The organism is Streptomyces sp. GDS52 (genome assembly GCF_052246875.1).
GTDB classification, from domain to species: domain Bacteria; phylum Actinomycetota; class Actinomycetes; order Streptomycetales; family Streptomycetaceae; genus Streptomyces; species Streptomyces cathayae.
The window spans coordinates 1,692,255-1,719,168 of record NZ_CM125966.1 but is presented as its reverse complement, the minus strand read 5'-3'; the positions used below and the strand labels follow the sequence as shown (position 1 = coordinate 1,719,168).

Sequence of the window (26,914 nt, the reverse complement as noted above, 5' to 3'; positions counted from 1 at the left end):
CGCGAGCCGTACTCTGGGGCCCATGCAGATCTCGTCGGACCGGCACGAGTACCCCGCCCACTGGGAGGCCGACGTGGTGCTGCGCGACGGCGGCACCGCGCGCGTGCGGCCCATCACCGTCGATGACGCCGAGCGCCTGGTCAGCTTCTACGAGCAGGTGTCGGACGAGTCGAAGTACTACCGCTTCTTCGCGCCCTACCCTCGCCTGTCCGCCAAGGACGTGCACCGGTTCACACACCACGACTTCGTGGACCGGGTGGGACTCGCGGCCACGGTGGGCGGCGAGTTCATCGCCACCGTACGCTACGACCGGATCGGCCCCGACGGGACACCCGCCTCCTCCCACCCGTCGCCCGCCGGAGAGCCCGCCCCTCCGGTCTCCGACGAGGCCGAGGTCGCCTTCCTGGTGCAGGACGCCCACCAGGGCCGGGGCATCGCCTCCGCCCTCCTCGAGCACATCGCCGCCGTCGCGCGCGAGCGCGGCATCCGCCGGTTCGCCGCCGAGGTGCTGCCGGCCAACAGCAAGATGATCAAGGTGTTCACGGACGCCGGGTACACCCAGAAGCGCAGCTTCGAGGACGGCGTCGTCCGCCTGGAGTTCGACCTCGAACCCACCGACCGTTCGCTGGCCGTGCAGCAGGCGCGCGAGCAGCGTGCCGAGGCCCGTTCCGTGCGGCGCCTGCTCACCCCCGGCTCCGTCGCGGTCATAGGCGCCGGCCGCAGGCCCGGCAGCGTGGGCCGCAGCCTCCTCGACAACATCCGGGACGGCGGATTCACCGGCCGCCTGTACGCCGTGAACAAGGCCTTCCCCCCGGAGCTGAAGGAACTCGCCGGCAGCGACGGGGACGACGGGGGCGACGGGGTGCCCGCCCACCGTTCGGTGCGTGACATCGACGGGCAGGTCGACCTCGCCGTCGTCGCGGTACCCGCCGAGCAGGTCCCCGAGGTCGTCGCCGAGTGCGGCGAGCACGGGGTGCGGGGGCTCGTCGTGACGTCCGCCGGATACGCCGAGGCGGGACCCGAGGGCCGCGAGCGCCAGCGCGCCCTCGTCCGGCAGGCGCGTACGTACGGCATGCGGATCATCGGGCCGAACGCGTTCGGTGTCATCAACACCTCCCCGGACGTGCGGCTGAACGCCTCGCTCGCGCCCGAGATGCCGCGCCCCGGCCGCATCGGCCTGTTCGCCCAGTCCGGAGCCATCGGCATCGCCCTGCTGTCGAGGCTGCACCGGCGCGGCGGAGGCGTCACCGGCGTCACGGGCGTGTCCACCTTCGTCTCGTCCGGCAACCGCGCCGACGTCTCCGGCAACGACGTCATGCAGTACTGGTACGACGACCCGGACACCGATGTCGCCCTGATGTACCTGGAGTCCATCGGCAACCCCCGCAAGTTCACCCGCCTCGCCCGCCGGACCGCGGCGGTGAAGCCACTCGTCGTGGTCCAGGGAGCCCGCCACGGCGCCGGGCCCCGCGGGCACGCCGTGCGGGCGACGCGACTGCCGCACGAGACCGTCTCCGCGCTGCTGCGACAGGCCGGGGTGACCCGGGTGGACACCATCACGGAACTGGTCGACGCGGGCCTGCTGCTCGCCCGCCAGCCGCTGCCGTCCGGGCCCCGGGTGGCGATCCTGGGCAACTCCGAGTCCCTGGGGCTGCTCACCTACGAGGCGTGCCTCGCCGAGGGGCTGCGCCCGCACCACCCGCTGGACCTCACCACCGCGGCCTCGGCGGCGGACTTCCACGCGGCCCTGTCCCGGGCGCTGGCCGACGACACCTGCGACGCGGTGGTCGTGACCGCGATCCCGGCGCTGGGGGGAAGGACGCCCGGTTCCGTCGGCGACGCGGCGCTCGCCGAGGCGCTGCGCTCGGCCGCCGCCGCGACCCCGTCCAAGCCGGTCCTGGTGGTCCACGTGGAACTCGGCGGCCTGGCGGAGGCCCTGTCGGCGGCGGCGAGCACGGCCCCGCGGGCGGAGCCGCCCGCCCCGCCCCGCCCCACCCCGCCGGCGGCCCCGCCCCGCCCCGCGCCGCCGGCCGGGGAGCGCGCACCCGCCGGCAGCCCCGTGCCGGCGCCCGTGGTCCTCCCCGAGGACGCCCACCTCATCCCCGCCTACCCCGCCGCCGAACGCGCCGTCCGCGCCCTCGCCCACTCCGTCACCTACGCCCAGTGGCGGCGGGACGCCGCCGACCCCGGCAAGGTGCCCCAGTACGAGGACATCGACGAGAAGGGTGCCGCCGAACTCATCCACGCGCAGCTCACCCGCGGGCAGAGCCCGGCCCTCGGCATCGAGGAGACCTGCGCACTGCTCGGCGCCTACGGCATCCACGTCCACCGCGCCCTCCCGGCCCCCACGCCCGACGCCGCCGTCGAGGCCGCCCGCACCCTGGGACACCCCGTCGCCCTCAAGGTGACCGCCCCGCACCTCAGGCACCGCGCCGACCTGGGCGGCGTACGGCTGGACCTGGCGGACGAGGAGCAACTGCGCCGGGCGTACGCCGAACTGACCCGGCAGCTCGGCACGCCCGAGGAACTGCGCCCCGTCGTGCAGCGGATGGCGCCGCGCGGTGTCGACACCATCGTCCGCGCGGTGATCGATTCCGCGGCCGGTGCGGTGCTGTCCTTCGGGCTCGCCGGACCCCCTTCGCAGCTGCTCGGGGACATGGCGCACCGGCTGGTCCCGGTCACCGACCGGGAGGCGACCTCCCTGGTGAGGTCGATCCGCACCGCGCCCCTGCTGTTCGGCTGGCGCGGCTCGGCCCCGGTCGACACCCCCGCGCTGGAGGAGCTGCTGCTGCGGGTGTCGCGGCTGGTCGACGACCATCCCGAGGTCGTCGCCGTCGACCTGGAACCGGTGGTCGTCGCCACCCACGGCGTGAGCGTCCTCAGTGCCTCCGTACGCCTGGCGCCGCCGCCCGCCCGCGACGACCTCGGCCCCCGGACGCTCCCGGCGTACTGACCGGCGTACCGACGGCGTACCGAGGAGGGGCGCACGCTCTCACGGGTTCCGACCCGGCAGGCTCTCCGGGTGTTTGACGGCACGTCGGGCGGGTTACCCGCACCCCGTCCGCCCACCCGCCCGCCCGATGAACGGAGAGAACGGCATGCGCCTCGGGGCCAGCGACGCCGGCAGAACCCGATCCCCCTCGCCCGGCACGACACCCGCACGGGGAAGGCACGCCGACCTCTTCACCGGACCCCTCGCCGAGCCCTCCGCCGACCCCCGCCGTGCGTACGGCCGATCCGCCGCCCGGCCGTACGCACGGCTGCCGCAGTCCGACGCGGACCACCGACCCCGTACGCGCACCGGGTGCCGGCCCTGAACGGAAGCCGTGCGGCTCCGCCGAGCCGTGCGCCCTGCTCCGTGTGTGGCGCGGCGACGTCCCTTCGGGCGGCTCTCCCTGCTACACAGAGCACTGAATACCGACTAACCGGACATACCTCTCAAGGCTCGAGCGGAGGCCGCTCGCGCGTCAGCGGTCGGGCCACCGTGAAGGAGTAGGTGCTGACGTGCTGGTCCTGCTGGCCGCCTATGCGACGGTCGCAGTGTCGATCCCCTGGTGGGAACGGCGGCTCGGCCGGGCGGTGTGGGCCGTGGCGGCCCTGGTGCCGTCGGCGACGGTGGTCTGGGCGGGCACGCGGGCGGCGGGCGTCCTGGACGGCGGCGCGTACCAGGAGTCCCTGCGGTGGGCTCCGTCGCTCGGTCTGACGGTCGATCTGCGCCTGGACGCCCTGTCGCTGCTGATGCTGTGGGTGGTGGCCGGTGTCGGGGTGCTGGTGCTGCTGTACTGCCGGTACTACGTCGAACAGGACGCCGGCCCGCTGGCCGCCCTGCTGCTGGCCTTCGCCGGGGCGATGATCGGACTGGTCCTGGCGGACAACCTCTTCGTGCTGTACGTCTTCTGGGAGCTGACCACGGTCGCCTCCTTCCTGCTGATCGCGGGTCCCGGAAAGCGGGCCGAACAGCGCCGGGCGGCCCGTCAGGCCCTGCTGGTGACGGTGGCCGGCGGCCTGGCGATGCTGCTCGGTTTCATCGTGCTGGGCCAGGCGGCCGGCACCTACCGCGTCTCGGCGATCCTCGCGGACCCCCCGCGGGGCGGCGCGGTCTCCGCCGCCGTGGTGCTCGTCCTGGCCGGCGCGTTCACCAAGTCCGCGCAGATGCCGCTGCACGGCTGGCTGCCCGCGGCGATGGTGGCCCCCACACCGGTCAGCGCCTTCCTGCACGCGGCGGCGATGGTCAAGGCCGGGGTCTACCTGATCGCCCGCCTGGCGCCCGCCCTGGCCGACGTGGCGCCGTGGCGGCCGATGGTGCTCGGTGTGGGGCTCGCCACGATGGTGGTGGCCGCGTGGCGGGCACTGCGCGAGACCGACCTGAAGCTGCTCCTCGCCTACGGGACCGTCAGCGAACTCGGTCTGCTGACCGCCCTGCTGGGCGCCGGGACCCGGACGGCGGCGCTGGCCGGCGTGGTGCTGCTGCTGGCGCACGCGGCGTTCAAGTCGGCGCTGTTCCTGTCCGTCGGGATCGTGGACCACCACACCGGTACCCGCGACATCCGGGAGCTGTCGGGACTGGGCCGCCGGCTGCCCGTGCTCTTCGGCGTCACGGCACTCGCCGCCGCGTCGATGGCCGGTCTGCCGCCCCTCATCGGCTTCCTGGGCAAGGAAGCCGCCCTGGAGGCGTTCCTGCACGGCACCGAACTCGCCGGCCACCAGCAGCTGACGGTGGTGCTGGTGGCCGGCTCCGCGCTGACCGTGGCGTTCGCGGCACGGTTCCTGCACGGCGCCTTCGGCGGACCGCCGGCGGAGCGGGCGGCGCGGTCCGCGCGCGGACCGGAGGCGGGATTCGTCGCACCGGTGGCCGTACTGTCCGGGGCGGGCCTGGTGCTGGGCGTGGCGTACCCCGCCACGGCGGCCCTGACCACCGCCTACGCCAACGCCTATCCGCCGGGGGCCGGCGGGCCGTACGCACTGGCCCTGTGGCCCGGGTTCACCCCGGCTCTCGGGCTGTCCGCGCTGTCGCTCGGCGCTGGCCTCCTGATCCACGCGCTCCGCCGCCGCGCCGCCGTGGTGAACCGCCTGCCGCGCCTGACCGACGTGCAGTACGCGTACGACCGCGCGGTCGAGGGCGTGGACCGGCTGGCCGTGACCCTGACCCGGCACACCCAGGTCGGCTCGCTGCCCGTCTATCTGACCGTGCTGCTCACGACGGTCGTCGCGGTGCCCGGCGCGGCACTCCTGGCGGCGGCACCGTCGCTGGGGTCACCGCCCCTGTGGCGGTACTCGCTCGAACCGGTGCTGGCCGTGGTCATGCTGGCGGCCGCCGCGGCGGTGGTGGCCGCCCGGCACCGGCTCACCGCCATCCTGCTGACCGGGGCCGTCGGGTACGGCGCGGCGGGCCTGTTCCTGGTCCGCGGAGCCCCGGACCTGGCGCTCACCCAGTTCCTGGTCGAGACGACGACGCTGGTCGTCGTGGTGCTGGTGCTGCGCCGGATGCCGGCCCGGTTCGATTCCGGCCGCAGGTCGGTGCCGGGGCGGGTGCTGCGGGGCACGGTGGCCGTCGGGGTCGGCGCCGTCGTCACCTGCTTCGCGCTGGCGGCGGCCTCCGCGCGGACGGCCCCGGTGATCTCGCCCGGATACCTGCGCCGGGCGGCGGAGACGGGCGCCCTCAACGTCGTCGACGCGATCATCGTCGACTTCCGGGCCCTGGACACGCTGGGCGAGATCTCGGTCGTGCTGGTGGCGGGGGTCGGAGTGGGCAGCCTGATCCGGTTCCACGACCGTGACGCGGTACAGGTCGCCGACGAGGAGCCGCTCGCCCGCTTCCCCACCACGCACTGGGACGAGCCCCGGCAGACCTGGCTGCCGGGGGCCGGCGAACGGCCCGGCGGCGAGCGCTCGGTCCTGATGGAGGTGGCCATCCGGCTGCTCTTCCCCTCGATCCTGGTGCTCTCGGTGTTCCTGCTGTTCTCCGGGCACTACCGCCCCGGCGGAGGGTTCTCCGGCGGACTGGTCGCGGGGCTGGCGTTCGTCCTGCGGTACCTCGTCGGCGGCCAGGCCGACCTCGGCGCCGCCGTACGCCTGCGCCCGGTCGCCGTCGCGGGCACGGGCCTGGTGATCGCGGCGGTCACCGCCCTGGTGCCGCTGACCGTCGGCGGCGCGCCGCTGGACAGCGCTCTGCTGAGCTGGCACCTGCCGCTGCTGGGCGAGGTGAAGTGGGCGACCAGCCTGTTCCTCGACGTCGGCGTCTACCTGGTCGTGGTCGGTGTCGTCCTCAAGCTCCTGGCGGCGGTGGGCGTCTCGCTCGGCGAGGCCGGTGCGACGGCGGCCGGGGAAGGGGAGGGATCCGTCCGGTGAACGGCACGGTGGACAACACGGTGAACACCCTCGACGTGACGATGGCCGTCGTGGTGGGCGGCCTGTTCACGATCGGCTTCCACCTCATGCTGCAACGGTCCCTGATGCGGATCGTCCTCGGCTTCATCCTCCTGGGCCACGGCACCAACCTGCTGCTCCTGGTCGCCGGCGGCACCCCCGGCCGGCCCCCGGTACTGGACGGGCAGCCGGTGAACCCGGCGGAGCCCGCCGACCCGCTGCCCCAGGCCATGGCACTGACGTCGATCGTGATCACGTTCGGTCTCACGGCGTTCCTGATGGCCCTCGCCTACCGCTCCTGGCGGTTGTCCGGCAGCGACGAGGTGCGCGACGACGTGGAGGACCGACGCATCGACATCGCCCTGCAGCGTGCCGGGTCCGACGAGGTGAGCGGCACCCACGACGGCGACGAACCCGACGGCGACGAACCCGACGGCGACGAACCCGACGGCGACGAACCCGACGGCGACGGACCCGGCGGCGACGAATCCGACGGCGACGGACCCGACGGCGGCGGCGACGAGCCGGACCACCGCGACCATGGCACCGCCCCGGGGGACCACCGATGACCGCACTGCTGCTCGTCCTGCCCGTGGTGCTGCCGATCCTGGCCGCCGGTGTGTCCCTGCTCGGCCTGCCCGGCCGGGTGGTCCGCGTGATGAGCACCCTCGTTCTGGCGGGCGTCCTGGCGGACGCGGTGGCTCTGCTCGTCCTCGCCGACACCCGCGGTCCGCAGGCCGTGCACGTCGGCGGCTGGCCGGCCCCGCTGGGCATCACACTCGTCGCCGACCGGCTGTCGGCGCTCCTGCTCATGGTGTCCGTCCTGGTGACCCTGGCCGTGCTGCTCTTCGCCATCGGCCAGGGCACCGCCGAGGACCGCCGCAGCACGGCGGAGGTCTTCCACCCCGCCTATCTGCTGCTCGTCGCCGGGGTGGGCCTGGCCTTCCTCACCGGCGACCTGTTCAACCTCTTCGTGGCCTTCGAAGTGCTGCTCGCCGCCTCCTATGTCCTGATCACCCTGGACGCCGACGGAAACCGCACCCGGGCGGGCATGACGTACACGATCATCAGTCTGACGTCCTCCCTGCTGTTCCTCACGCTCGTCGGCCTGGTGTACGCGGCCACCGGCACGGTCACCCTGGCCCAGCTCGGGCCGCGGCTCGCCGAACTCCCCGACGGCCTGCGCGGCGCGCTCGCCCTGCTGCTCCTGGCCGTCCTGGGGATCAAGGCGGCACTCGTCCCCCTGCACTTCTGGCTGCCCGACAGCTACCCCACCGCGCCGGCGCCGATCACCGCCGTGTTCGCCGCGCTGCTGACCAAGGTCGCCGTCTACGCCCTGCTGCGCACCCAGACGCTGCTCTTCCCGCGCTCCAGCGTGTGGACCCTGCTGGCCTGCGTGGCGATCGCCACCATGATCGTGGGCATCCTCGGCGCCCTCGCCCAGGACGACGTCAACCGGCTGCTGTCCTTCGCCCTCGTCAGCCACATCGGCTTCATGCTCTTCGGGCTCGCGCTGTTCGACACCATCGGGCTCACCGGCACGGTCCTCTACATGGTCCACCACATCGTCGTCCAGGCCGCGCTCTTCCTGGCCGCCGCCCTCGTCGTACGCCACACGGAGACGACGGGCCTGGAACGCATGGCGCAGCGGCCGCCCCCGACGCCGGTGGTCGCCGTGCTGTTCGCCCTCCCCGCCCTGAGCCTGGCCGGGATCCCGCCGTTCTCCGGGTTCGTGGCCAAACTGACCCTGCTGCGGGCCGGCGCGGGACAGGGCGGCACCGCGGCGTACGCCCTCGCCGCGACCGCCCTGCTCACCAGCCTGCTGACGCTCTACGCCATGACCCGGGTGTGGACCAGGGCCTTCATGCGGCAGAAGCCGTACCCGGACCGCCGCGACGCGGACCGTCCGGACCCGCACCGCCGCGAGGGCGACCGCCGGGCCCCGGCCCCGCGGGACGAGCCCACGGCCTCCGACACCGTCCGCAGCCCGGAGTCCCACGCGGGCCGGTACGGGGCCGGGCTGATGACCGCCGCCACCGCCGTCATGGTGGTGACCAGCGTCGCGGTCGCCGTCTGGGCGGGCCCGCTCGCCCACGTCGGCGAACAGGCCGCACGCGAACTGCTCGATCCGCGGGCCTACCGCTCCGCCGTCATGACCGGGGAGGACCGTTGACCGGCCGGGAGAAGACCCACCGGATCCGGCACCACCTGCCCATGGTCGGCTGGCTGTGGCTGCTGTGGATCCTGCTGTGGGGGTCCGTGGGCCCGGTGGTCCTCGTCGGCGGCCTGCTCGTCGCCCTGGCCGTCGTCGGGACCTTCTCCCTGCCGCCGGTCCTGCCGGGGGCCGTGCCCCGGCCCCTGGCGATCGGGCGCCTGCTGATCGCCCTGCTGACCGACCTCATCGGGTCCGGGACCGCCGTCGCCTGGCAGGTCCTGAGGTACGGGGGGAAAACGTCCGCCGCGATCGTCGAGGTCCCGCTGCGCGTCGACAGCGACCTGCTGATCACCGCCGTGGCCGAGTTCACCACCATCGCGCCCGGCACGCTGGTGGTCGAGATCGACCGGCGCCGGCAACGGCTGTACGTCCACACGATCCCGGTCCACGACGAAGCCGACATCGCCCGCCGCAGAGAGGCGGTGCAGTCCGTGGAACGCAGGGTCGCGCGGGCCGTCGGCACCACCCGCCGCCGCACCGGACCGCCCGGAGACGACGGCTCCGGACCGCCCGGAGACACCGGCACCGGGCCTTCCCCCGACCCCGATCGAGGAGGCAGCACCCCATGACCGCCGTGTACACCGCCACCCTGGCCATGCTGGCCGCGGCCGGACTGCTCACCCTGCTGCGCCTCGTGCGCGGCCCGGACGCGCTCAACCGCATCGTGGCGCTGGACGTCCTCCTGACGATGATCATCGCCGGGACCGCCGTGGGCATGCCCGTGCGCGAGGACACCACAGCCCTGCCCGTGCTCGTCGTCCTCGCCCTGCTCGCCTTCACCGGATCGGTGACGGCCGCCCACCTGGTCGAGAAGCGGGCGGGCCTGCGATGACCGCCGTGTCCGACGTGGTCACCGCCGTCCTGCTCCCGGCCGGTGCGATCTTCTGCCTGCTCGGCTCCGTGGGACTGCTCCGCTTCCCGGACATCGGCAGCCGCCTGCACGCGGCCGCCAAGGCCCAGACGCTCGGCCTGCTGCTCATCCTGTCGGGGACCGCCGCGCAGACGCCCCTGCGCTACGCGCCGGTGCTCCTGCTCGTCATCCTGTTCCAGTTGCTCACCGCGCCGATCACCAGCCAGATCGTCGGCCGTACCGCCTACCGGGTCCAGGCCCTCGACCGCCGCAAACTGTTCCGGGACGAACTCGCCGACCGCCTCGCGCTCGACGGCACCCCGGTGGACGCGCAGCCGTCGAGCGAGGACGCGGACCGGTGAAGCGGATCGGTGACGCCCCGCCGCTCGAACGACCGGGCGGCTTCGCCGAGCGGCCCCCGGTGGGCCCGCACCGGCGCGAGCCGGAGTGCCGCGACCGGTGCTTCGCAGTCAGCGACCCCCCGTAGGATGGGCGCCATGGCCAAGACCAGTACGACGACCCAGGGGCTGCGAGCGGCGATCGAGCGCAGCGGCTACTACCCGGCCCTCGTGGCCGAGGCGGTGGAGGCCGCCGTGGGCGGCGAGCCCGTTCGGTCGTACCTGGTCCACCAGGAGACGACGTTCGACCAGAACGAGGTGCGGCGCCATGTGACCGTGCTCGTCCTCACCGGCAACCGCTTCATCGTCAGCCACACCGACGAGCAGGCCGCCGACTCCACCTCCCCGACGCCCTACGCCACCACGTCCACGGAGTCCGTGAAGCTCGGCCGGATCTCGTCGATCGTGGTCAGCCGTGTGGTCGCCAACCCCGAGTCGTACAAGCCGGGCACCCTGCCCCGCGAGATCGTGCTCACCATCGGCTGGGGCGCGGTCTCCCGCCTCGACCTGGAGCCGGCCGCCTGCGGCGACCCCAACTGCGAGGCCGACCACGGCTACACCGGCAGCTCGACCGCCGACGACCTCAGCCTGCGGGTCAGCGAGGCCGGGGACGGACCGGAGACGGTGCGCCAGGCGCTCGCCTTCGCGCAGGCCCTCTCCGAGGCGACCGCGGATCCCACGAACTGATGACAGACACCTCCCGGACCCCGCACACCCCGAATCCCGCGCCGGCCGCCCACACCACCGCCTGGCCCCTCATCCCCGGGGCCCACCCCGAGCCCCTCGCCCCGGCCTCCGCACCCCGGCCCGAATACGGCACCGGCTCACTGGCCGACCTGCTGCCCACGCTCGCCGCGGGCATGGGCGTCCCGGGTCTCACCGCCGCGATCCCGGAGCTGGCCCCCGCCGACCGGAACTGCGTGTTCCTGATCGACGGCCTCGGCTGGGAGCAGCTGGCGGCGCACCCCGAGGAAGCCCCGTTCATGGCGTCCCTGCTGCCCGGCTCGCGCGGCGGCACCGGACGGCCGATCACCACGGGCTACCCGGCCACCACCGCCACCTCCCTCGCCTCCGTCGGCACCGGTCTGCCGCCCGGAGCGCACGGCCTGCCCGGGTACACCGTGCGCAACCCGGACACCGGCGAACTGATGAACCAGCTGCGCTGGCAGCCCTGGACCCGACCCGACGCCTGGCAGCCGTACCCCACCGTCTTCGAACTGGCCCACCGCGCCGGGGTGCACGCCGCCCAGGTGTCCTCGCCCACCTTCGCCCACACACCGCTGACGAAGGTCGCGCTGAGCGGCGGCACCTTCCACGGGCGGCTCTCCGGCGAGGAGCGCATGGACCTCGCGGCCGAACAACTGGCCGCCGCCGACCGCTCCCTGGTCTACACGTACTACGCCGAGGTCGACGGCGCCGGACACCGCTACGGCGTCGACTCCGACACCTGGCGAGGCCAGCTCATGTACGTGGACCGCCTGGTCCAGCGCCTGGCCGAACAGCTCCCGCCGCGCAGCGCGCTCTACGTCACCGCCGACCACGGGATGGTCGACGTGCCCTTCGACGAGGAGCACCGCATCGACTTCGACCACGACTGGGAGCTGGGCGCCGGGGTCGCCCTGCTCGGCGGCGAGGGCCGCGCCCGCCACGTCTACGCCGTCCCCGGCGCCGAGAACGACGTACTGACCTGCTGGCGCGAGGTGCTCGGTGAGCAGTTCTGGGTGGCCTCGCGGGACGAGGCGATCGCGGCGGGCTGGTTCGGCCCCCGCGTCGACGACCGCGTCCACCACCGCATCGGCGATGTGGTCGCCGCCGCGCGGGACGACGTACTGGTCATCGCCTCGGAGCGGGAGCCGAACGAGTCGGCGATGGTCGGCAACCACGGTTCGCTGACCCCGGCCGAGCAGCTGGTCCCGCTGCTCGAAGTACGCTCCTGAGGCTCCCGCCCGCCGACCCCCGCCCGTTGCCTCCCGCCCGCTGCCCCCGACCCGGCCCGCCCCACCGAAAGGTGCCCAACCTCCCATGCCCGAGCTGGTGTTCTTCTCCGGAACGATGGACTGCGGGAAGTCGACGCTGGCTCTCCAGATCGAGCACAACCGCTCGGCGCGCGGCCTGGTGGGCATGATCTTCACCCGTAACGACCGTGCCGGGGAGGGCAAGTTGTCCTCCCGCCTCGGCCTGGTCACCGACGCGGTGGAGGTCGGGGACCGAGCGGACCTGTACACGCACCTCGTCGACCACCTCACACAGGGCAGGCGCGCGGACTACGTGATCGCGGACGAGGCACAGTTCCTGGCCCCGGAGCAGATAGACCAGCTCGCACGGGTGGTGGACGACCTGGAGATCGACGTCTACGCCTTCGGCATCACGACCGACTTCCGCTCCAAACTGTTCCCGGGCTCCCAGCGCCTGGTCGAACTGGCCGACCGGGTCGAGGTACTCCAGGTCGAGGCCCTGTGCTGGTGCGGCGCCCGCGCCACCCACAACGCCCGCACCGTCGGCGGAGTCATGGTCGTGGAGGGCGCCCAGGTGGTGGTCGGCGACGTCACCGACTCCACGGACGAGGTCGGCTACGAGGTCCTGTGCCGCCGCCACCACCGCCGCCGCATGACGGCCACGACGGCCCGCGCGGCGACTCTGTCACCGGACGTCCTGCCGGTCACCTGACCGCCCGCTCGGTCCGGTCCGCGTGGCCGGTCTTCCGCACGGGCTCACCACGGGGAGGCCGGACGGGCCAGGAGTCCAGCCCCGGTCCCTGCTGGTCGGTGTGGTGCGGGGTGCAGTCCCGAACGTGAGAGCCCTGCCGACCGAAGTTCAGGTCGGCAGGGCTCTCACGACCGTACGAACGTCAGACGTGCCACTCCGACGAGGTCAACTCGACGAATCCCGTCCACGCCTCACGCGAGACCGTGACGACTGGCCCGGCGGGGGCCTTCGAGTCACGGATGTGCACAGCAGTTGAAGCAGCTGCGACTTCGATGCACTGGCCGCCCTCGGTGTCGCTGTAGCTGCTCTTGAACCAGGTGAGTTCGGACTCGACGGTGTTCATAGCTCTCCCAGCAACTTCTCGATGAACTGCGAGGACTCTCGCGGACTGAGAGCCTGTGATCGGATGATCCCATAGCGTGCGGCGGCGAGAGCTGTCTGTTCGGGGTCGGCTTCGAGTGTGCTGATTGCGTGGGCCTCGGAGTAGACGAACTTTTTGCCGTCCTTCCGAGTGACAACGGTGAACGGCCCGTTCACGCCCGCGTTGTCCTCGCAGTTGAACGGCATGACCTGGATCTCGATGTTTCGCTTCTGTCCGATCAGAAGGAGGTGCTCCAGCCGGCCGCTCAGTACGCCCTTGCCGCCGTAGCGTTGCCGCAACACCGCCTCGGACATGACGAACCCCAGTAGTGGCGCGGGCTGCCGGTCGAAGATGTCCTGCCGAACCAGCCGCGCGGTCACCCGCTGGTCGATTGTTTCTTGAGTCAAGGGCGGACGCCTCATGCCAAGCAGGGCCCGCATGTACTCCTTGGTCTGGAGCAGGCCGTTGACGATGAGCGCGTCGTACACGAGTAGTTCGATGCACTCCTTCTCCAACTTCGCCATCCCCTGGAATCGGACCGGATACTGAGCCCGCTCCACCTGTTCCTTCCACAGGTGCAGCAACCCGCCCGCGCCCAACACCTCATCGGCCTGTTCGATCGTCCTGGGGGACGGAATCCTCCGACCCTGCTCGAACGAGGCGATCGTGGACGCCGAATACCCGAGCCGCCTCCCGAACTCCTCGCGTTCCAGGCGCTCCCGCACCCGCAGTGTCTTCATGGTCTGCCCGAACGCGACGACGACCCCTCGCCCCGCCTCGTCCTCCGGACGCCGTCCGGCCCCGTCGTCGTTGTCCCAGCCGTCTCCGAGACCCACGACTGCTCCTGCGCCCTTGCGTTCCGCCATGTTCACCACCGCCTCTTCTGCTCAACGCCCCGCAAGGGGAGCCGCCACGGCATGTGGCTCGTACTCCTGCGGACGGCGCGCGTACAGCCGTCCCCTGCCCCTGAGCCACCGCCGGTCATGTCGTGCCACCGGCGAGATCGTGAGAGGTGTGACGACGAAACCCGTCAACCCTGCTGGCGCCACTCAACTCAGCGCCTCCTGAGCCCTCTTGTGGAGGGGGGCCAGCCCGTACACGTCATCGGCCTGAACTCCTGAGCGGGCGACGGGGCTCAGTCCGGCCTTTGGATCAGCGCGAACCGCGCCCCCTCCGGGTCCGTCACCGTGGCGGAGGTCGTGGTGTCGTCGGCAGGGAGTGTAAATAATCTTTGACACGATGTCCGGTGCGCTTTACATTGGTCGATGTCAGCTTTGTTTTACATGAGGAGCCGGCATGGCCTTCGAGGAAAAGCGCGCCTGGGTGATGGTCCTGGTCTCCCTGGCCGCGTACACGCTCTACGCGGCGATCGTCCTGGGCCGGGCCGGCGACGGCCCGCTCACCGACGTCGCCTACACGGGAACCCTGCTGTGGACCATCGGTGGCGCCATCGTCGCCGCGATCGTGATCCACATCGCGATGGCCGTCGTGGGCGGCCCCGGCGCCGACCGCACCGACGAGCGCGACCGTGAGATCAACCAGGTCGGTGAGCGCATCGGGCAGTCGATGGTCGTCGTCGGCGCGCTCGCCGCACTGCTCATGGCCATCGCCGAGCTGCGCCACTTCTGGATCGCCAACGCCGTCTACCTGGCGTTCGTGCTCTCCGCGGTGCTCAGCTCGTTCGCCAAGATCATGGCGTACCGCAAGGGCGGCTTCCAGACGTGGTGAAGCCGACGCGGGTCACCAACACCATCCGGACCCTGCGGTTCGCACACGACCAGATGACCCAGGCCGAGCTGGCCGACCGGGTCGGCGTCACCCGCCAGACCATCATCGCGATCGAACAGGGCCGTTACTCCCCCTCGCTGGAGATGGCGTTCCGCATCGCCCGGGTGTTCCGGGTCGGACTCGACGACGTCTTCCAGTACCCCGGCACCGAAGGCACCGAAGGAGATTCCTCATGAGGGCGATCGTCCAGGACGAGTACGGCCCGCCGCACGTGCTGAGCCTCGGCGAGGTCCCCCTCCCGACGCCCGGTGCCGACCAGGTGCTGATCCGGGTGCACGCGGCCGGCGTCGACTACGGTGTGTGGCACCTGATGACCGGGCTGCCGCTCGTCGCCCGCCTCGGCTTCGGCCTGCGACGGCCCCGCAACCGCGTGCCGGGCATGGACGTGGCCGGCGCCGTGGAGTCCGTCGGCGCCCAGGTGACCGCGTTCCACCCCGGCGACGAGGTGTACGGGGAGGCGACCGGCGCGTACGCGCAGTTCGCGCTCGCCCGTCCGGGCAAGCTCGCCCGCAAACCCGCCAACCTGAGCTTCACCGAAGCGGCGGCCGTCCCCGTGTCGGGGGTGACCGCGCTGCGGGCCGTCGGCCGGGTCACCGCCGGCGAGAAGGTGCTGGTCATCGGCGCCGGCGGCGGAGTGGGCAGCTTCGCGACGCAGCTCGCGGTCGCCGGCGGCGCCCATGTCACCGCCGTGTGCAGCACCGCCAAGGCCGACCTCGTCCGGTCACTGGGCGCCCGGGCCGTCATCGACTACACGCGCGAACCGCTCACCGGGACGTACGACCTGATCATCGACATCGCGGGCCTTCGGCCGCCGGCCCTGCTGCGCGGGCTGCTCACCGAGCGCGGCCGGCTCGTCCTCGTCGGTGGTGAGGGCGGTGGCCGGTGGTTCGGCGGGCTCGGCCGGCTGCTGGCCGCCCGGCTGGTCAACCCGCTCACGCGCCACCGCCTGGACGCGCTGCTCGCGCTGACCCGCACCGCCGACCTGGACGCGCTGCGCGACCTCATCGAGGCCGGGGCCGTGCGACCGGCCGTCGGGCGCACGTACTCCTTGGCGGAGGCCCCGACCGCGGTGGCCGACCTGGCGGCGGGCAACGCACCGGGAAAGCTCGTCATCACGGTTGATCCCGGTGATCCCGGTGGCCCCGGGGCGCCGGGGACACCACCCCGCGGCGAGTCCTGACGGTGGCGCAGCCGGATGTGGGAGGCAGCGGGAGGCGCGGGACCGACACGCAACGCGGGTCGACCGGTGCTCCGCCCCCGGGCGGGGCGGAGCACCGGCTCGTTCGCTGCAGGGAGGCCGGACGGATCAGGTGCTCAGACCCGGTCCCTGCCCCTGCTGGTCGGTGTGGTGCGGGGTGCAGTCCCAGATGCCCAGGCGCGTGCCGTTACCGGTGCCCCAGTCCAGTGCGTCCAGACAGCGGCCCGAGTGGACGCTGCGCGGCAGACCGCCGGGGGGCTTCTCCCACTTCTGGTTGAGCCCGCTGTGGCAGGTGTTGAGACCGAGCAGCGGTCCGTTCTCCGTCCTGGCGTACTGGACGTCCATGCACTTGCCCATCGCGCGCAGAGTGCCGTCCGAGTGCAGCTTCCACGCCTGGGCCACGCCGCCGTTGCAGTGGTAGAGCTGGATCGGGGTGTCGTCCTTGGTGCCCGCGCCCTTCACGTCCACGCACTGGCCGGAGTGCACGCCCACGATCTGACCCGAACCCGGGGACGGCGGCGGTACGCAGTAGATCTCCACCAGCACCTGGTAGTAGCCCGGGCCGAGCTCCTGACCCGCAGGACCTGCGGACTTCTTGCAACGTGCTTCCGGATAGCCCTTGTTCGCGGCCACCGAGTACGCGGTGCCCCAGGCGCTTTCCACCGTGATGTTCCAGGGACCGTAGCCCGCGCCGAGGAAGTACTTCGGTTCGGTGGGAGCAACGGCCGCCGTCTGGGCGGCAGACGCGGCACCGCCCCCGGCCGGGGCCGCCGTCGCCGTGCCGGTGAACATCGCGGCAGTGGTCAGGGCCGCCGCCGTGGCCAGCCATCGAGCTGATCCCACGTTCGTTCCTCTCGGTCGGTGTCCGTACCGTGCGCGGACGAAAGGGAGTTCGTGTCCGGGGACGAACAGGACGCTACCGACGGGTTCGCCGCATGAGGTCTCACAGGAGCCTCACCCCGGAATCCCTGGCGTGAGCGAGCAGGCCGCGCCGGACATCGAGTTGGACCTACGGACAGGTGCGGCTACGTCCGGGGGAGGACACCCCCTCCCGAATGCGTGAGCACTTTGGCCGCCATTGCCCTGATCTCGCTCGTTTGAGCGCTTGTGTGACACATGCCTGCCGACTGCTCACGGTTTTCCGCAGGGCACCCCTCTCCGGCCCCGCAGCGCCGGACCGTGAAGATGCCCCGCACCGCCCGGTGGGGCACCGTCCGCCACCTGCGTCACCGCAGCGTCGGCCGTCGGCTCCAACCGGCGGGAAGGAACCTGGGCACCCAGCTCAGCGGGGCGCCCTGGCCGCGTAGTTGTGCGCGGTTCGCGGCGGTCGTGCCGTGCGCCCGGCCCTCCTGGTCCCGAACGTGCGTCGCGCCGAGGTGGTGGGACAGGCCCGCGAACCATTCGTCCACCTGGCCGTCCACCGCCCGGGCCCGGGAGGCCGGCACCGGCAGCAGTCCGGGCCCGTGGTCCTCACGGGCCGTCTCGGTGGTCCCGTCGGTCGCCCGGGTCAACCGCTCGGCGATCCGTGTTCCTGGTTGCGTCTGCCCAACTGTCGTACCTCATGACCACGGCGATGCTGCCGTATCCGCGCCCACGTAGTGGCTTCGGCCGTCCGCTCGCGGAGCTCCTCAGCCGTGCGCTTGAATGATCGAATGGCTGTGGCAATGGACGAGGAAACGGTGTGCGCGTTCGCCGACGGCACCGAGGCCATCGAGGGGCGGATCCTGCTCGACGGCGGTGCGGTGATCGAGGCGGGGAGCGAGTCCCGAGGCATCGGCGGTCTGGTGCGGGACGGCTCGGGCACCGCCCGCGGGGTCCGGGTGCAGGTCGTGGGGCGGGAACTGACGGCGGAATGCGGTGGCGCGTGCGCCCCGACGCCAGGACGCCTGTGCCGGCATGCCGTCGCACTCGCCCTGCACGCCGTCGAGCGGCGCCTGCCCTGGCACGCCACGCCTGCCGATGACGCTCGCCGTGCCCCGGGTGAGGCCCTGGGCGCACTCACCGCCGTGGAGAAGGCCGCGGTGCTGGACCGGTTGCTGGACACCCGACCCGAACTGCACGCGGAAGCCGACCGGTTGGCCCTACGCGTGCTGGACCCGCGGACACGCGCTGAACTGACGGTCCTTCAGGAAAGGATCGCGGTCGAGGTCGAAAACGCCCTGCGCACTCTGGACGCGGGCCAGTTGAGCACCGGCCATCGCCCGGGTCTCGGGTACACCGACGTCCACGAGGCCGCGAGCCGCCTGATCGAACCGGTCGTCGAGCGGTACGAGGCCGATGTCCGTCGCCGTCTGGAGTGGGGCATGCCCGACGCGGCCGAGGCCGTGGCCCTCGGCGTACTTGACGGCCTGGACGCCTGTGAAGGCGGCCACGACGGCGACGAGGTGCTGTGCCACGCGGGCGAGGACCTCGCCGAGACCTACGGGTACACCATCCGCGAACTGATGCACACCGCGGGCCGGGCCGTGGAGTAGCCCCGCAGCACCCGGCCCGCGCCGGGTGGACGTGCAGGCCGGCGGTAACGCGCCGGGCCGACGTCCACGAGGGGCGCGCACAGCGCCGGAACCGGCTGCGACCGGACCGGACCACCGGACCGACGCCGCGTCCGCTTCCTGCCGGAGGAGGTCCTGCGTCCGCGGTCGACGCCGACCACGGAACCCGCCTGTCAGCGAGGGCTCTGCAGGAGCGTGAAGCGGGCGCCCTCCGGGTCCGTCACCGTGACGGTGCGGCCGTGGGGGCCGGTGTGGGACTGTCCGAGGATCTGGCCGCCCAGGCGCGGGACGTGGTCCACTGCGTCGTCGAGGTCGGCCACGGTGAAGTACGTCGTCCAGTGCGGTCCCCGGTCCCGGAGGAGGCCGTTGCCCACGCCGTGGACGGCGGCCACGGGGCGGCCCTCCAGGCTCAGGGTCACGCGGTCGACGTCGGTGGAGATCTCCGGTTCCACGGTGTGGCCGAACACCGACACGTAGAACTTGGCCGCCCGTTCCGCCTCGTAGGTCGTCAACTCGTTCCAAGCGGGCGCGCCGGGCACCCCGGTGACGGCCGTGCCGAGGTGCGCGGCCGCCTGCCAGATGCCGAAAACGGCCCCCGAGGGGTCGGAGCAGATCGCCAGCCGCCCGGCGTCGGAGGCGTCCAGCGGGCCGACTCCGACCGTGCCGCCGCAGGACCGCACGGCCTCGGCGGTGCGGTCCACGTCCGCGGAGGCGAAGTAGGGCGTCCAGGCGATGGGCAGATGGCGGTCCGGCGGCAGCAGACCGATGCCGGCCACCTCGCAGCCGTCGAGCAGCGCGCGTGCGTACGGGCCGAGTTGCTGCGGGCCGGACCGGAACTCCCAGCCGAACAGCGCTTCGTAGAACCTCCGGGCCGCCTCGGGTCCGTGCACCATGAGACTCACCCAGCAGGGCGCGCCGGGCGCGTGCCGGACGGGCGCTTCACCGTCTCGGCGGGCGGATCCCCGTGTGTCGGTCATCAATTTCCTTTCGGGGCTACTCCCGGCTTCGACCGGGGAGGAAACGAACCCCCTGCGGAGCAGGGCAAGGAGCTGCGACCCGCTGTCAGGGCGGATCATGCTGCCCTGACCAGCAGGTTTGTTTCTCACAAACAGTTGCACTAGCTTGTGAGAGTGGCTACGACGTGCGTGAAGCGGGCCTTCAAGTACCGCTTCTGTCCGACCGACGCGCAGGCAGCGGAGCTGTCGCGCACGTTCGGGTGTGTGCGGAAGGTCTACAACATGGCGCTCGCGGCCCGTACGCAGGCTTGGGCACGGCAGGAACGGGTCAATTACAACCAGACGTCGGCGCTGCTGACGGCCTGGAAGAAGACCGAGGAACTCGCCTACCTCAATGAGGTTTCCTCGGTGCCGCTGCAGCAGTGTTTGCGGCATCTCCAGACGGCGTTCACCCACTTCTTCGCCAAGCGGGCCAAGTACCCGCGCTTCAAGTCGCGAAAGAAGTCGAGGAAGTCCGCCGAGTGCACCACCAGCGGTTTCCGCTTCTGTGACGGCAGGCTGACGCTGGCGAAGATGCCCGAGCCGCTGGAGATCGTGTGGTCGCGTCCGCTTCCCGAGGGGGCGAAGCCGTCCACCGTGACCGTGTCCCAGGACGCGGCGGGACGGTGGTTCGTCTCCCTGCTGTGCGAGGACCCGGGCGTCAAGCCGCTCCCGGCCACCGACAGCGCGGTCGGAGTGGATGTCGGCCTGAACCACCTGCTCACCCTCTCCACCGGGGAGAAGGTCGCCAACCCCCGGCACGAACGCAAGGACCGTGCCCGGCTGGCCAGGGCCCAGCGAAACCTCGCGAAAAGGGCCAAGGGGGATGGAGCCAACCGGGCCAAGGCCCGCCGCAAGGTCGCCAAGATCCATGCCCGGATCACCGACCGCCGCCGTGACCACCTGCACAAGCTGACCACCCGACTCGTTCGTGAAAACCAAACGATCGTGATCGAGGATTTGACCGTGCGCAACATGGTCAAGAACCGGAAGCTCGCCCGCGCCATCAGTGATGCCGCGTGGTCGCAGTTTCGGAGCATGCTGGAGTACAAGGCAGCCTGGTACGGGCGGCAAGTGATCGCGGTCGACCGGTGGTTCCCCTCCTCGAGACTGTGCTCCGTTTGCGGCACCCTCCAGGAGAAGATGCCACTGCACGTCCGCACCTGGACATGCGACTGCGGCGCGACCCACGACCGGGACGTGAACGCGGCGAAGAACCTTCTGGCCGTCGGGCTGACGGCATCGGCCTGTGGAGACGGTGTAAGACCTCAACGGAGAACTCCGAGCGGGCAGTCGTCGGCGAAGCAGGAACCCCAGCGGGCGACCGCTGGACTCCCCCGCCCTTAGACGGGGGAGGAAGTCAACGTCACTCTCTTCTCGGCCACCACTTGCAGTGGCCGTGCTCATCTCGACCCGGGCGAGGGTCGTATCGCGTCCGCTCCGTGGACCGTCGCCGTGCAGCCAGGGGCATCAGCCACGGTGCCGCGCGCTCGGGGCCCGCCCCGTACGGTGGTTCCCGTCTTTGGAGGATGCTTGATGTGCGGGCCTCCCTCCTTTTCCGGGAGCCTGCCGGATGACGCCGAGCGGTAGTACAGCATGTATCCGCTCCCATACGCCTCGTGATCGGGTCTGCCCGGCCGAGCAGAGTAGCCGGACATGGACGGCTCGGCCACCCCGTGCGCCAAGATGGTGACCATGAACGTCATCATCTCCGCATCCGAACTCGCCGGTGAGCTCGCGGGCGGTGACCCGCCGGTGCTGCTCGACGTCCGCTGGCAGCTCAGCACGCCCGCGGCGACCGGCCGGCCGCCGTTCGACGGCCGGGCCGCCTACCTGTCCGGGCACCTTCCCGGTGCCGTTTTCGTCGACCTGGACCGGGAGTTGGCCGCCCCGTCGGCCGGGCGGGGACGTCATCCGCTGCCCGATCCGGAGGAGTTCGGCGCCGCGATGCGCCGCGCGGGCGTGTCGGCGGGCCGGCCGGTGGTCGTGTACGACGGCGGACTGGGCTGGGGGGCCGCCCGCGCGTGGTGGCTGCTGCGCTGGACGGGTCACCCGGACGTGCGGGTCCTCGACGGCGGGTTGTCGTCCTGGGACGGCCCGCTCGAGACCTCGGTGCCGCAGCCGGACGAGGGCGACTTCACGCCGGTGCCGGCGGCGGCCGGGCTGCTCGACGCCGACGGCGCGGCGGCGCTGGCCCGGTCCGGGCTGCTGCTGGACGCGCGGGCGGGGGAGCGTTACCGGGGCGAGGTGGAGCCGATCGACCGGGTCGGCGGGCACATCCCGGGCGCGGTCTCGGCACCCACCACCGAGAACGTCGGCCCGGACGGCCGACTCCTGCCCGCCGGTGAACTGGGCGCGCGGTTCCGGGCGTTGGGCGCGTCCGCGGACACGCCGGTCGGTGTGTACTGCGGTTCCGGCGTCTCGGCGGCGCACGAGGTACTGGCGCTGGCGGTGGCGGGCGTCCCGGCGGCGCTGTACGTCGGATCCTGGTCGGAGTGGTCGTCGGACCCGGAGCGGCCGGTCGCGGTGGGACCGGATCCGCAGTAAGCGCGTGACGGAAGCGGAAGAGGGGTGCTCGCCGGGGCGAGCACCCCCCTTCCGCACTGACCGGCATCGGATCACCTCAGTGCCGGATCCCGGTCAGTCCTGCTTCTTGCGCCGCGTTCCGAACACGATCTCGTCCCAGCTCGGCACCGCGGCGCGGCGGCCCGGACGGACGCCGTCCGCCTCCGCCTGACGGTCGGTGGAGCCGACGAGACGGTCCCGGTGACTGCTGACGGCCCGGGGCATCAAGACGTCCGCGTAGGCGGAACCCGCCGAGGCCGCCGGGGCCGGAGGCTCCTCCGCCTCGGGTCCGGAGTCGGGCTCCTCGGGTTCGGGCTCGGGGGCCCGCTCGGGAACCACCAGATCGCCCCGGAAGCTCGGCACCGCCTCCAGCAGGCTGGTGAGCGAGTCCCGCTCACCGCCCGCCGCGACCGCCGGCTCCTCGTCGGACTCGGGCCCGTGACCGGGCGGCAGGCCCTGCCGCTCGCGCGGCAGCCGGGCGATGCGCGGCACGAACGGGAAGCTCGGCTCGGGCGCCGCGGCGAGGTCGTCGGACTCGCCGATCAGTGAACGCGCCTCGTCGTCGACGGCCTGGACGAGCCGCCGGGGCGGGTCGTACGTCCAGCTCGCCGAGTGCGGTTCGCCCGCGACCCGGTAGACCAGCAGTACCTCCCAGGTGCCGTCGTCGCGGCGCCAGGAGTCCCACTGCACGGTGTCCTTCTCCGCGCCGCGCAGCAGCAGCCGCTCCTGCACGGCCTCGCCCAGCGGCGGGCCGGAGTTCTCGCCGGGCCGGCGGACGGGGGTCTTGCGGGCGCGCTCCGCCATGAAGGCGCGCTCGGCGAGCACGGGGCCCTCGAAGCGCCGGACGCGGTCCACGGGAATGCCGGCCATCTGCGCGACCTCTTCCGCGGTCGCGCCGGCGCGTATACGCGCCTGGATGTCGCGGGGGCGGAGATGGCTCTCCACCTCGATCTCGATCTGGCCGAGGCGTGGACGGTCGCCCCGTACGGCGGCGCGGAGTCGTTCGTCGATCGGAAGCGTGTACTCCGTGCTGTCCGCAGCCTTCAGCACCAGCCGTGTGCCGTCATTCGAGACGGCCACGACACGCAGTTCGGGCATGGGGACCTCCCGGGTGGTGCCTGCCGACGTCACGTGCGTCGCTGCTTCCGCTAGTCGAGTGTGGCCTGCCCGGGTGCAGCCTGCCACAACCTTGCCGAGTTGCCCGGCGTGTCGGGCACGGGCCCTGGATCGCCGTTATGGCACGGTTACCTTTTCGCAACGCTGAGTGACTGGGCGCGTCACCCTGTGCAACCAGCCCCCTCCCGGCGGTCCTCAAGGGCCGGAGCACCCTGATGGGCGTCCGGACCCAGGGTTCGCCACAGTACTCCATTCGGGCCAAGTGCGTGGATCGGCGCGCCGCCCGACTTCTGGCAAGGGGTGCTGCTCGGCCGTCATCGCGCCATGGCGGCCGGGCTTCCCCGGTCCCGGCGTGGCGTACTTCACGGAATCGCCAGAAACGGAACTAATGGTTTCGTTCGGGCGTCGACTTGGTGTGCATTGTCATGCAGTTGATCGCTGATGTGAGGGAACGTGCGGGAAGGCGGACAAGGTCCGAGGATGCGTGAAAGGCCGGAGGTCGCGAGTGAGCCGGGTGTCACCGGGGAGGTCGGTGCCGCGGGGGAGGCGAAGAGCCCCCGGAGCGACCTGAGCGTGCCGCAGGTCGCGGGCAGCGCGGTGGCCGCGGTGCTGGGCGCCCAACTCGCCTCCTCCTTCGGCGTCTACGGGACGATCATCGGCGCCGGAGTCATGAGCATCGTCGCCACCTGCGGCGGAACGTTCTTCCAGCACTTCTTCAAGCGCACCGGCGAGCAGTTCCGCGGGGCCGCCGTGGGGACCGGCCGCCCGGTCGCCGCAGCGGCCGGGCGGCGGACCGTACCCGCGCCCGGCGAGTTCACCGAGGGCACCGTGTACCGGGGCCGGGCCAGGGGAGTGCGGTGGAACGGGAAGCGGATGCTGGGCGCGGCCGCGCTGGTGTTCGGGATCACGATGGCCGGAATCACCACCTACGAACTCCTTTCGGGCCAGAGCCTCAGCGGTACGCCCAGCACCACCATCGGCAACGCCGTCACCGGGCAGCACGCGTCCGACTCCGGAGATTCCGGGGATTCCGGGGATTCCGGGGACTCCGGGGGTTCGGACGACCCGTACTCCGGTGACCCCGACGACTCCGGGACCTCGAACGACCCCGGCACCTCGGACGGTTTTGAGGAATCCGGAGGGGACGGGCCGGCGCCCGCGCCCTCCGCGACGCCTCAGGACGGAGGCGCCGCCACCGGCTCCGGCAGCGGCACACCGGACGGCGACGACGCGTCGGCGGGCACCCCGGACGGCACCGGGAACCAGGACACCGGCGCCCCCGTGAGCCCGGAACCGGAGGTGTCCGCTACGACCCCAGGACCCTCCGCAGATAGTCGTTCCGGAAGCGGCGTTCAGGATCAAGGCGGTCCCGCAGCGCCGTGAACTCGGCGAAACGCGGATACACCCGGGAGAGGTAATCGGCGTCCCGCGTGTTGATCTTCCCCCAGTGGGGCCGCCCCTCGTGGGCGGTGAAGATGCGTTCCGCCGCCGTGAAGTACCCCTGATAGGGGGTGCCCCGGAACATGTGGACCGCGATGTACGCGGTGTCGCGGCCGGAGGCCGTGGACAGGGTGATGTCGTCGGCCGGGGCCGTACGCACCTCGACGGGGAAACTGACCCGGAGGGGTGAACGGTCGACCATGGCCTTCAGCTCGCGCAGCGTGTCCACCAGGGCCTCGCGCGGCACCGCGTACTCCATTTCCACGAAGCGCACCCGGCGCGGCGAGGTGAACACCTTGTACGGGATGTCGGTGTAGGTCCGCGCGGACAGGGCCCTGCTGGAGACCCGCGCGAGGGCGGGGACGGTCGCGGGTGCCGCGCGGCCGACCCAGTTGGCCGCCTGGAAGACGCCGTTGGAGAGGAACTCGTCCTCGAACCAGCCCCTGACGGGGTGCACCGGCCGTTCCGGGCCCGCGCTGCGGTTGTTCCGCTTGGTGTTGGTGTTGCCGGTGTGGGGGAACCAGTAGAACTCGAAGTGCTCGTTCTCGGCGTGCAGCGCGTCGAACTCGGCGAGGACGCGGTCGAGGGGCATCGGTTCCTCGCGGGCCGTCAGCAGGAAGACCGGTTCGACGGCGAAGGTGATCGCGGAGACGATGCCGAGGGCGCCGAGACCGATCCGGGCGGCCGCGAAGACCTCGGGATTCTCCTTCTCGGAGCAGGTCAGCACCGAGCCGTCGGCGGTGACCAGTTCCAGGCCCCGGATCTGCGCGGCGACGGAGGCCGAGTCACGGCCGGTGCCGTGGGTGCCGGTGCTGGTGGCCCCGGCGACGGTCTGCTCCATGATGTCGCCCATGTTGGTGAGTGACAGCCCCTCCCGCGCGAGAGCGGTGTTGAGCCGCTCGAGCGGGGTGCCGGCCTCCACCGTGACGGTGCCCGCCGCCCGGTCGACGTCGCGTATCCCCGTCAGCAGGTGGGGGCGGATCTGCACGCCGTCGGTGGCGGCTATGGAGGTGAAGGAGTGCCCGGTGCCGACCGCCTTCACCGGGAGGCCGTCCTCGGCGGCACGGCGTACGGCCGACGCCAGTTCCTCGACGGAGGCCGGCGCGACCTCCCGCGCGGGGCGGGCGAGGACGGTGCCTCCCCAGTTACGCCATGTTCCGTTCCTCGTGCTCGCCGTGCTGCCCAACGGAGCCTCCCCGACCCGGAGCCGGCCGCTCGAGCCGGCGGTACCCGAGGAAACCGACCACGACCGCGACGGCTCCGGCCACCGCCGGAACCCCGTACCCGGCACGCGCCCCGGCCGCGTCGATCACCCAGCCGGACGCGGCGGAGCCGAGCGCGACCCCGACCGCGAGCCCGGTGCTCACCCAGGTCATGCCCTCGGTGAGCTGTGCGCGTGGTACGTGCTCTTCGATGAGGGACATCGTCGTGATCATCGTGGGAGCGATGGACAGACCCGCAACGAACAGCGCCACGGTCAGAAACGGCAGGTTCCCGACCAGTAGGAGGGGGATCATACTCACGGCCATGGCGCACACGCCCAGCAGCCAGCGGCGCTCGGGCGCTCCGGCGAAGCGCATCAGCCCGAACACGACCGCCGCCGTGCAGGAGCCCAGCGCGTACACGGCGAGCACCACACTGGCGGCGGCCTTGTGCCCGCGCTCCTCCGCGAAGGCCACGGTGACCACGTCCACGCCACCGAAGATCGCCCCGGTCGCCGCGAACGTGGCCACCAGGACCCGCAGCCCCGCGGAGCGCAGCGCCGTGCCGCCGGACGCCGACCCGCGGCCGGCGCCCTTGCGTTCGCGCGGGTGCGGGGCGGGCTCGGTGGCCCGCTGTGCCGTCAGCCAGAAGACGCCGACCGCCAGGAAGCAGGCCGCGAGCAGCGGACCGGCCTCCGGGAACCAGGCGGTGGAGAGCCCGATGGAGACGATCGGCCCGAAGATGAAGCAGAGCTCGTCCACCACGGACTCGAAGGAGTACGCGGTGTGCAGCTGCGGGGTGCCCCGGTACAGCTCGGCCCAGCGGGCCCGGACCATCGCGCCGAGGCTCGGCACGCAGCCGATGCCGACGCAGGCGACGAAGAGCACCCAGTCCGGCCAGCCGTAGTGCGCGGCGAACAACAGCAGCGCCGCCGCGGCGAGGGAGACCAGCGTCGCCGGGCGCAGGATCCGCCGCTGCCCGTACTGGTCCACCAGACGGGAGACCTGGGGGCCGGCCACCGCGGCGGCCATGGCGATGGTGGCCGCCAGGGCGCCGGCCAGGCCGTACCGCCCGGTCAGCTGGGAGATCATCGTGACCACGCCGATGCCCATCATGGACAGCGGCATCCGGCCGAGGAACCCCGCGGCCGAGAAGCTCTTGCTGCCGGGAGCCGCGAACAGGGCGATGTAGGGACGGGGCACGGGGTCTCCGAAAGTCTCA

General features: G+C 72.3%; 25 protein-coding genes. 17 read left to right on the top strand and 8 right to left on the bottom strand.

Annotated features, from left to right (window positions below; all coding sequences use genetic code 11):
- Positions 1 to 22 precede the first annotated feature (22 nt).
- The 10 genes from ACTWJ9_RS07770 to ACTWJ9_RS07725 all read left to right on the top strand — a co-directional run bounded on the left by ACTWJ9_RS07770 (position 23) and on the right by ACTWJ9_RS07725 (position 12,496).
- Positions 23 to 2,953 (top strand): bifunctional acetate--CoA ligase family protein/GNAT family N-acetyltransferase, encoded by a 2,931-nt coding sequence (locus ACTWJ9_RS07770; protein ID WP_443295493.1) that lies wholly within the window; start codon positions 23 to 25, stop codon positions 2,951 to 2,953.
- Between the two features lie 551 nt (positions 2,954 to 3,504).
- The gene (locus ACTWJ9_RS07765; RefSeq protein WP_443295492.1) at positions 3,505 to 6,348 is read left to right on the top strand and encodes a Na+/H+ antiporter subunit A; all 2,844 of its coding nucleotides are present in this window, start codon (positions 3,505 to 3,507) and stop codon (positions 6,346 to 6,348) included.
- A complete protein-coding gene (locus ACTWJ9_RS07760; protein ID WP_443295491.1) occupies positions 6,345 to 6,935 on the top strand; it encodes a Na(+)/H(+) antiporter subunit C in 591 nt (196 codons plus the stop codon). Before ACTWJ9_RS07765 ends, ACTWJ9_RS07760 begins: the two co-directional genes overlap by 4 nt.
- Positions 6,932 to 8,539 (top strand): Na+/H+ antiporter subunit D, encoded by a 1,608-nt coding sequence (locus tag ACTWJ9_RS07755; protein WP_279333405.1) that lies wholly within the window; start codon positions 6,932 to 6,934, stop codon positions 8,537 to 8,539. Before ACTWJ9_RS07760 ends, ACTWJ9_RS07755 begins: the two co-directional genes overlap by 4 nt.
- Positions 8,536 to 9,150 carry a Na+/H+ antiporter subunit E gene (locus tag ACTWJ9_RS07750; protein WP_279333404.1) on the top strand — a complete coding sequence of 205 codons (615 nt, stop codon included), beginning with the start codon at positions 8,536 to 8,538 and terminating at the stop codon, positions 9,148 to 9,150. Before ACTWJ9_RS07755 ends, ACTWJ9_RS07750 begins: the two co-directional genes overlap by 4 nt.
- Positions 9,147 to 9,413 carry a monovalent cation/H+ antiporter complex subunit F gene (locus ACTWJ9_RS07745; protein WP_279333403.1) on the top strand — a complete coding sequence of 89 codons (267 nt, stop codon included), beginning with the start codon at positions 9,147 to 9,149 and terminating at the stop codon, positions 9,411 to 9,413. Before ACTWJ9_RS07750 ends, ACTWJ9_RS07745 begins: the two co-directional genes overlap by 4 nt.
- A complete protein-coding gene (gene mnhG, locus ACTWJ9_RS07740; RefSeq protein ID WP_384209414.1) occupies positions 9,410 to 9,793 on the top strand; it encodes a monovalent cation/H(+) antiporter subunit G in 384 nt (127 codons plus the stop codon). The genes ACTWJ9_RS07745 and mnhG overlap by 4 nt, the downstream gene beginning before the upstream one ends.
- A gap of 126 nt (positions 9,794 to 9,919) precedes the next feature.
- Positions 9,920 to 10,516 (top strand): DUF5998 family protein, encoded by a 597-nt coding sequence (locus ACTWJ9_RS07735; RefSeq protein WP_279333400.1) that lies wholly within the window; start codon positions 9,920 to 9,922, stop codon positions 10,514 to 10,516.
- Entirely contained in the window at positions 10,516 to 11,766 is a 1,251-nt protein-coding gene (locus ACTWJ9_RS07730) for an alkaline phosphatase family protein (protein WP_387038218.1), read from the top strand. Before ACTWJ9_RS07735 ends, ACTWJ9_RS07730 begins: the two co-directional genes overlap by 1 nt.
- An 85-nt stretch (positions 11,767 to 11,851) precedes the next feature.
- Positions 11,852 to 12,496 (top strand): thymidine kinase, encoded by a 645-nt coding sequence (locus ACTWJ9_RS07725; protein WP_279333398.1) that lies wholly within the window; start codon positions 11,852 to 11,854, stop codon positions 12,494 to 12,496.
- A gap of 181 nt (positions 12,497 to 12,677) precedes the next feature.
- Here the strand turns inward: ACTWJ9_RS07725 and ACTWJ9_RS07720 are convergent, their stop codons facing one another.
- Positions 12,678 to 12,878, bottom strand: a complete 201-nt coding sequence (locus tag ACTWJ9_RS07720; RefSeq protein ID WP_443295490.1) for a DUF397 domain-containing protein — start codon at positions 12,876 to 12,878, stop codon at positions 12,678 to 12,680.
- Complete coding sequence (locus tag ACTWJ9_RS07715) at positions 12,875 to 13,762, bottom strand: helix-turn-helix domain-containing protein (RefSeq protein ID WP_443295489.1); 888 nt, start codon at positions 13,760 to 13,762, stop codon at positions 12,875 to 12,877. The genes ACTWJ9_RS07720 and ACTWJ9_RS07715 overlap by 4 nt, the downstream gene beginning before the upstream one ends.
- A 430-nt stretch (positions 13,763 to 14,192) precedes the next feature.
- Here ACTWJ9_RS07715 and ACTWJ9_RS07710 point away from each other — a divergent pair, with 430 nt between their 5' ends.
- The 3 genes from ACTWJ9_RS07710 to ACTWJ9_RS07700 are packed head-to-tail and all read left to right on the top strand — an operon-like array spanning position 14,193 to position 15,864.
- Positions 14,193 to 14,624, top strand: coding sequence for a hypothetical protein (locus ACTWJ9_RS07710; RefSeq protein ID WP_279333395.1), 432 nt, complete (start codon positions 14,193 to 14,195; stop codon positions 14,622 to 14,624).
- Positions 14,618 to 14,860 carry a helix-turn-helix transcriptional regulator gene (locus tag ACTWJ9_RS07705; RefSeq protein WP_443295487.1) on the top strand — a complete coding sequence of 81 codons (243 nt, stop codon included), beginning with the start codon at positions 14,618 to 14,620 and terminating at the stop codon, positions 14,858 to 14,860. The genes ACTWJ9_RS07710 and ACTWJ9_RS07705 overlap by 7 nt, the downstream gene beginning before the upstream one ends.
- Positions 14,857 to 15,864 (top strand): NAD(P)-dependent alcohol dehydrogenase, encoded by a 1,008-nt coding sequence (locus ACTWJ9_RS07700; protein WP_443295486.1) that lies wholly within the window; start codon positions 14,857 to 14,859, stop codon positions 15,862 to 15,864. Before ACTWJ9_RS07705 ends, ACTWJ9_RS07700 begins: the two co-directional genes overlap by 4 nt.
- A gap of 126 nt (positions 15,865 to 15,990) precedes the next feature.
- Here the strand turns inward: ACTWJ9_RS07700 and ACTWJ9_RS07695 are convergent, their stop codons facing one another.
- Both ACTWJ9_RS07695 and ACTWJ9_RS07690 read right to left on the bottom strand, forming a co-directional pair.
- Positions 15,991 to 16,725: a ricin-type beta-trefoil lectin domain protein gene (locus tag ACTWJ9_RS07695; protein ID WP_443295485.1), complete on the bottom strand. Its 735-nt coding sequence runs from the start codon at positions 16,723 to 16,725 to the stop codon at positions 15,991 to 15,993.
- Between the two features lie 383 nt (positions 16,726 to 17,108).
- The gene (locus ACTWJ9_RS07690; RefSeq protein WP_443295484.1) at positions 17,109 to 17,393 is read right to left on the bottom strand and encodes a hypothetical protein; all 285 of its coding nucleotides are present in this window, start codon (positions 17,391 to 17,393) and stop codon (positions 17,109 to 17,111) included.
- Positions 17,394 to 17,534: 141 nt separating this feature from the next.
- Here ACTWJ9_RS07690 and ACTWJ9_RS07685 point away from each other — a divergent pair, with 141 nt between their 5' ends.
- Positions 17,535 to 18,356 carry a hypothetical protein gene (locus tag ACTWJ9_RS07685; RefSeq protein ID WP_443295483.1) on the top strand — a complete coding sequence of 274 codons (822 nt, stop codon included), beginning with the start codon at positions 17,535 to 17,537 and terminating at the stop codon, positions 18,354 to 18,356.
- Positions 18,357 to 18,547: 191 nt separating this feature from the next.
- Here ACTWJ9_RS07685 and ACTWJ9_RS07680 read toward each other — a convergent pair whose 3' ends face one another.
- Positions 18,548 to 19,351: a VOC family protein gene (locus tag ACTWJ9_RS07680; protein WP_443295482.1), complete on the bottom strand. Its 804-nt coding sequence runs from the start codon at positions 19,349 to 19,351 to the stop codon at positions 18,548 to 18,550.
- Between the two features lie 153 nt (positions 19,352 to 19,504).
- Between ACTWJ9_RS07680 and ACTWJ9_RS07675 the strand changes: the two genes are divergently transcribed.
- Positions 19,505 to 20,716 carry an RNA-guided endonuclease InsQ/TnpB family protein gene (locus ACTWJ9_RS07675; protein ID WP_443295481.1) on the top strand — a complete coding sequence of 404 codons (1,212 nt, stop codon included), beginning with the start codon at positions 19,505 to 19,507 and terminating at the stop codon, positions 20,714 to 20,716.
- A 348-nt stretch (positions 20,717 to 21,064) separates the two neighbouring features.
- Positions 21,065 to 21,916 carry a sulfurtransferase gene (locus tag ACTWJ9_RS07670; RefSeq protein ID WP_443295868.1) on the top strand — a complete coding sequence of 284 codons (852 nt, stop codon included), beginning with the start codon at positions 21,065 to 21,067 and terminating at the stop codon, positions 21,914 to 21,916.
- Positions 21,917 to 22,009: 93 nt separating this feature from the next.
- On the opposite strand, the gene sepH is transcribed toward ACTWJ9_RS07670, so the two are convergent.
- Positions 22,010 to 23,032 carry a septation protein SepH gene (gene sepH / locus ACTWJ9_RS07665; protein WP_279333387.1) on the bottom strand — a complete coding sequence of 341 codons (1,023 nt, stop codon included), beginning with the start codon at positions 23,030 to 23,032 and terminating at the stop codon, positions 22,010 to 22,012.
- Between the two features lie 498 nt (positions 23,033 to 23,530).
- Here sepH and ACTWJ9_RS07660 point away from each other — a divergent pair, with 498 nt between their 5' ends.
- The gene (locus ACTWJ9_RS07660) at positions 23,531 to 24,433 is read left to right on the top strand and encodes a hypothetical protein (RefSeq protein ID WP_443295480.1); all 903 of its coding nucleotides are present in this window, start codon (positions 23,531 to 23,533) and stop codon (positions 24,431 to 24,433) included.
- On the opposite strand, the gene ACTWJ9_RS07655 is transcribed toward ACTWJ9_RS07660, so the two are convergent.
- Both ACTWJ9_RS07655 and ACTWJ9_RS07650 read right to left on the bottom strand, forming a co-directional pair.
- Positions 24,357 to 25,676, bottom strand: a complete 1,320-nt coding sequence (locus ACTWJ9_RS07655; RefSeq protein WP_279333385.1) for a D-arabinono-1,4-lactone oxidase — start codon at positions 25,674 to 25,676, stop codon at positions 24,357 to 24,359. The two genes, ACTWJ9_RS07660 and ACTWJ9_RS07655, sit on opposite strands and share 77 nt — an antisense overlap.
- Positions 25,636 to 26,895, bottom strand: coding sequence for an MFS transporter (locus tag ACTWJ9_RS07650; protein WP_279333384.1), 1,260 nt, complete (start codon positions 26,893 to 26,895; stop codon positions 25,636 to 25,638). Before ACTWJ9_RS07650 ends, ACTWJ9_RS07655 begins: the two co-directional genes overlap by 41 nt.
- Between the last annotated feature and the right edge of the window lie 19 nt (positions 26,896 to 26,914).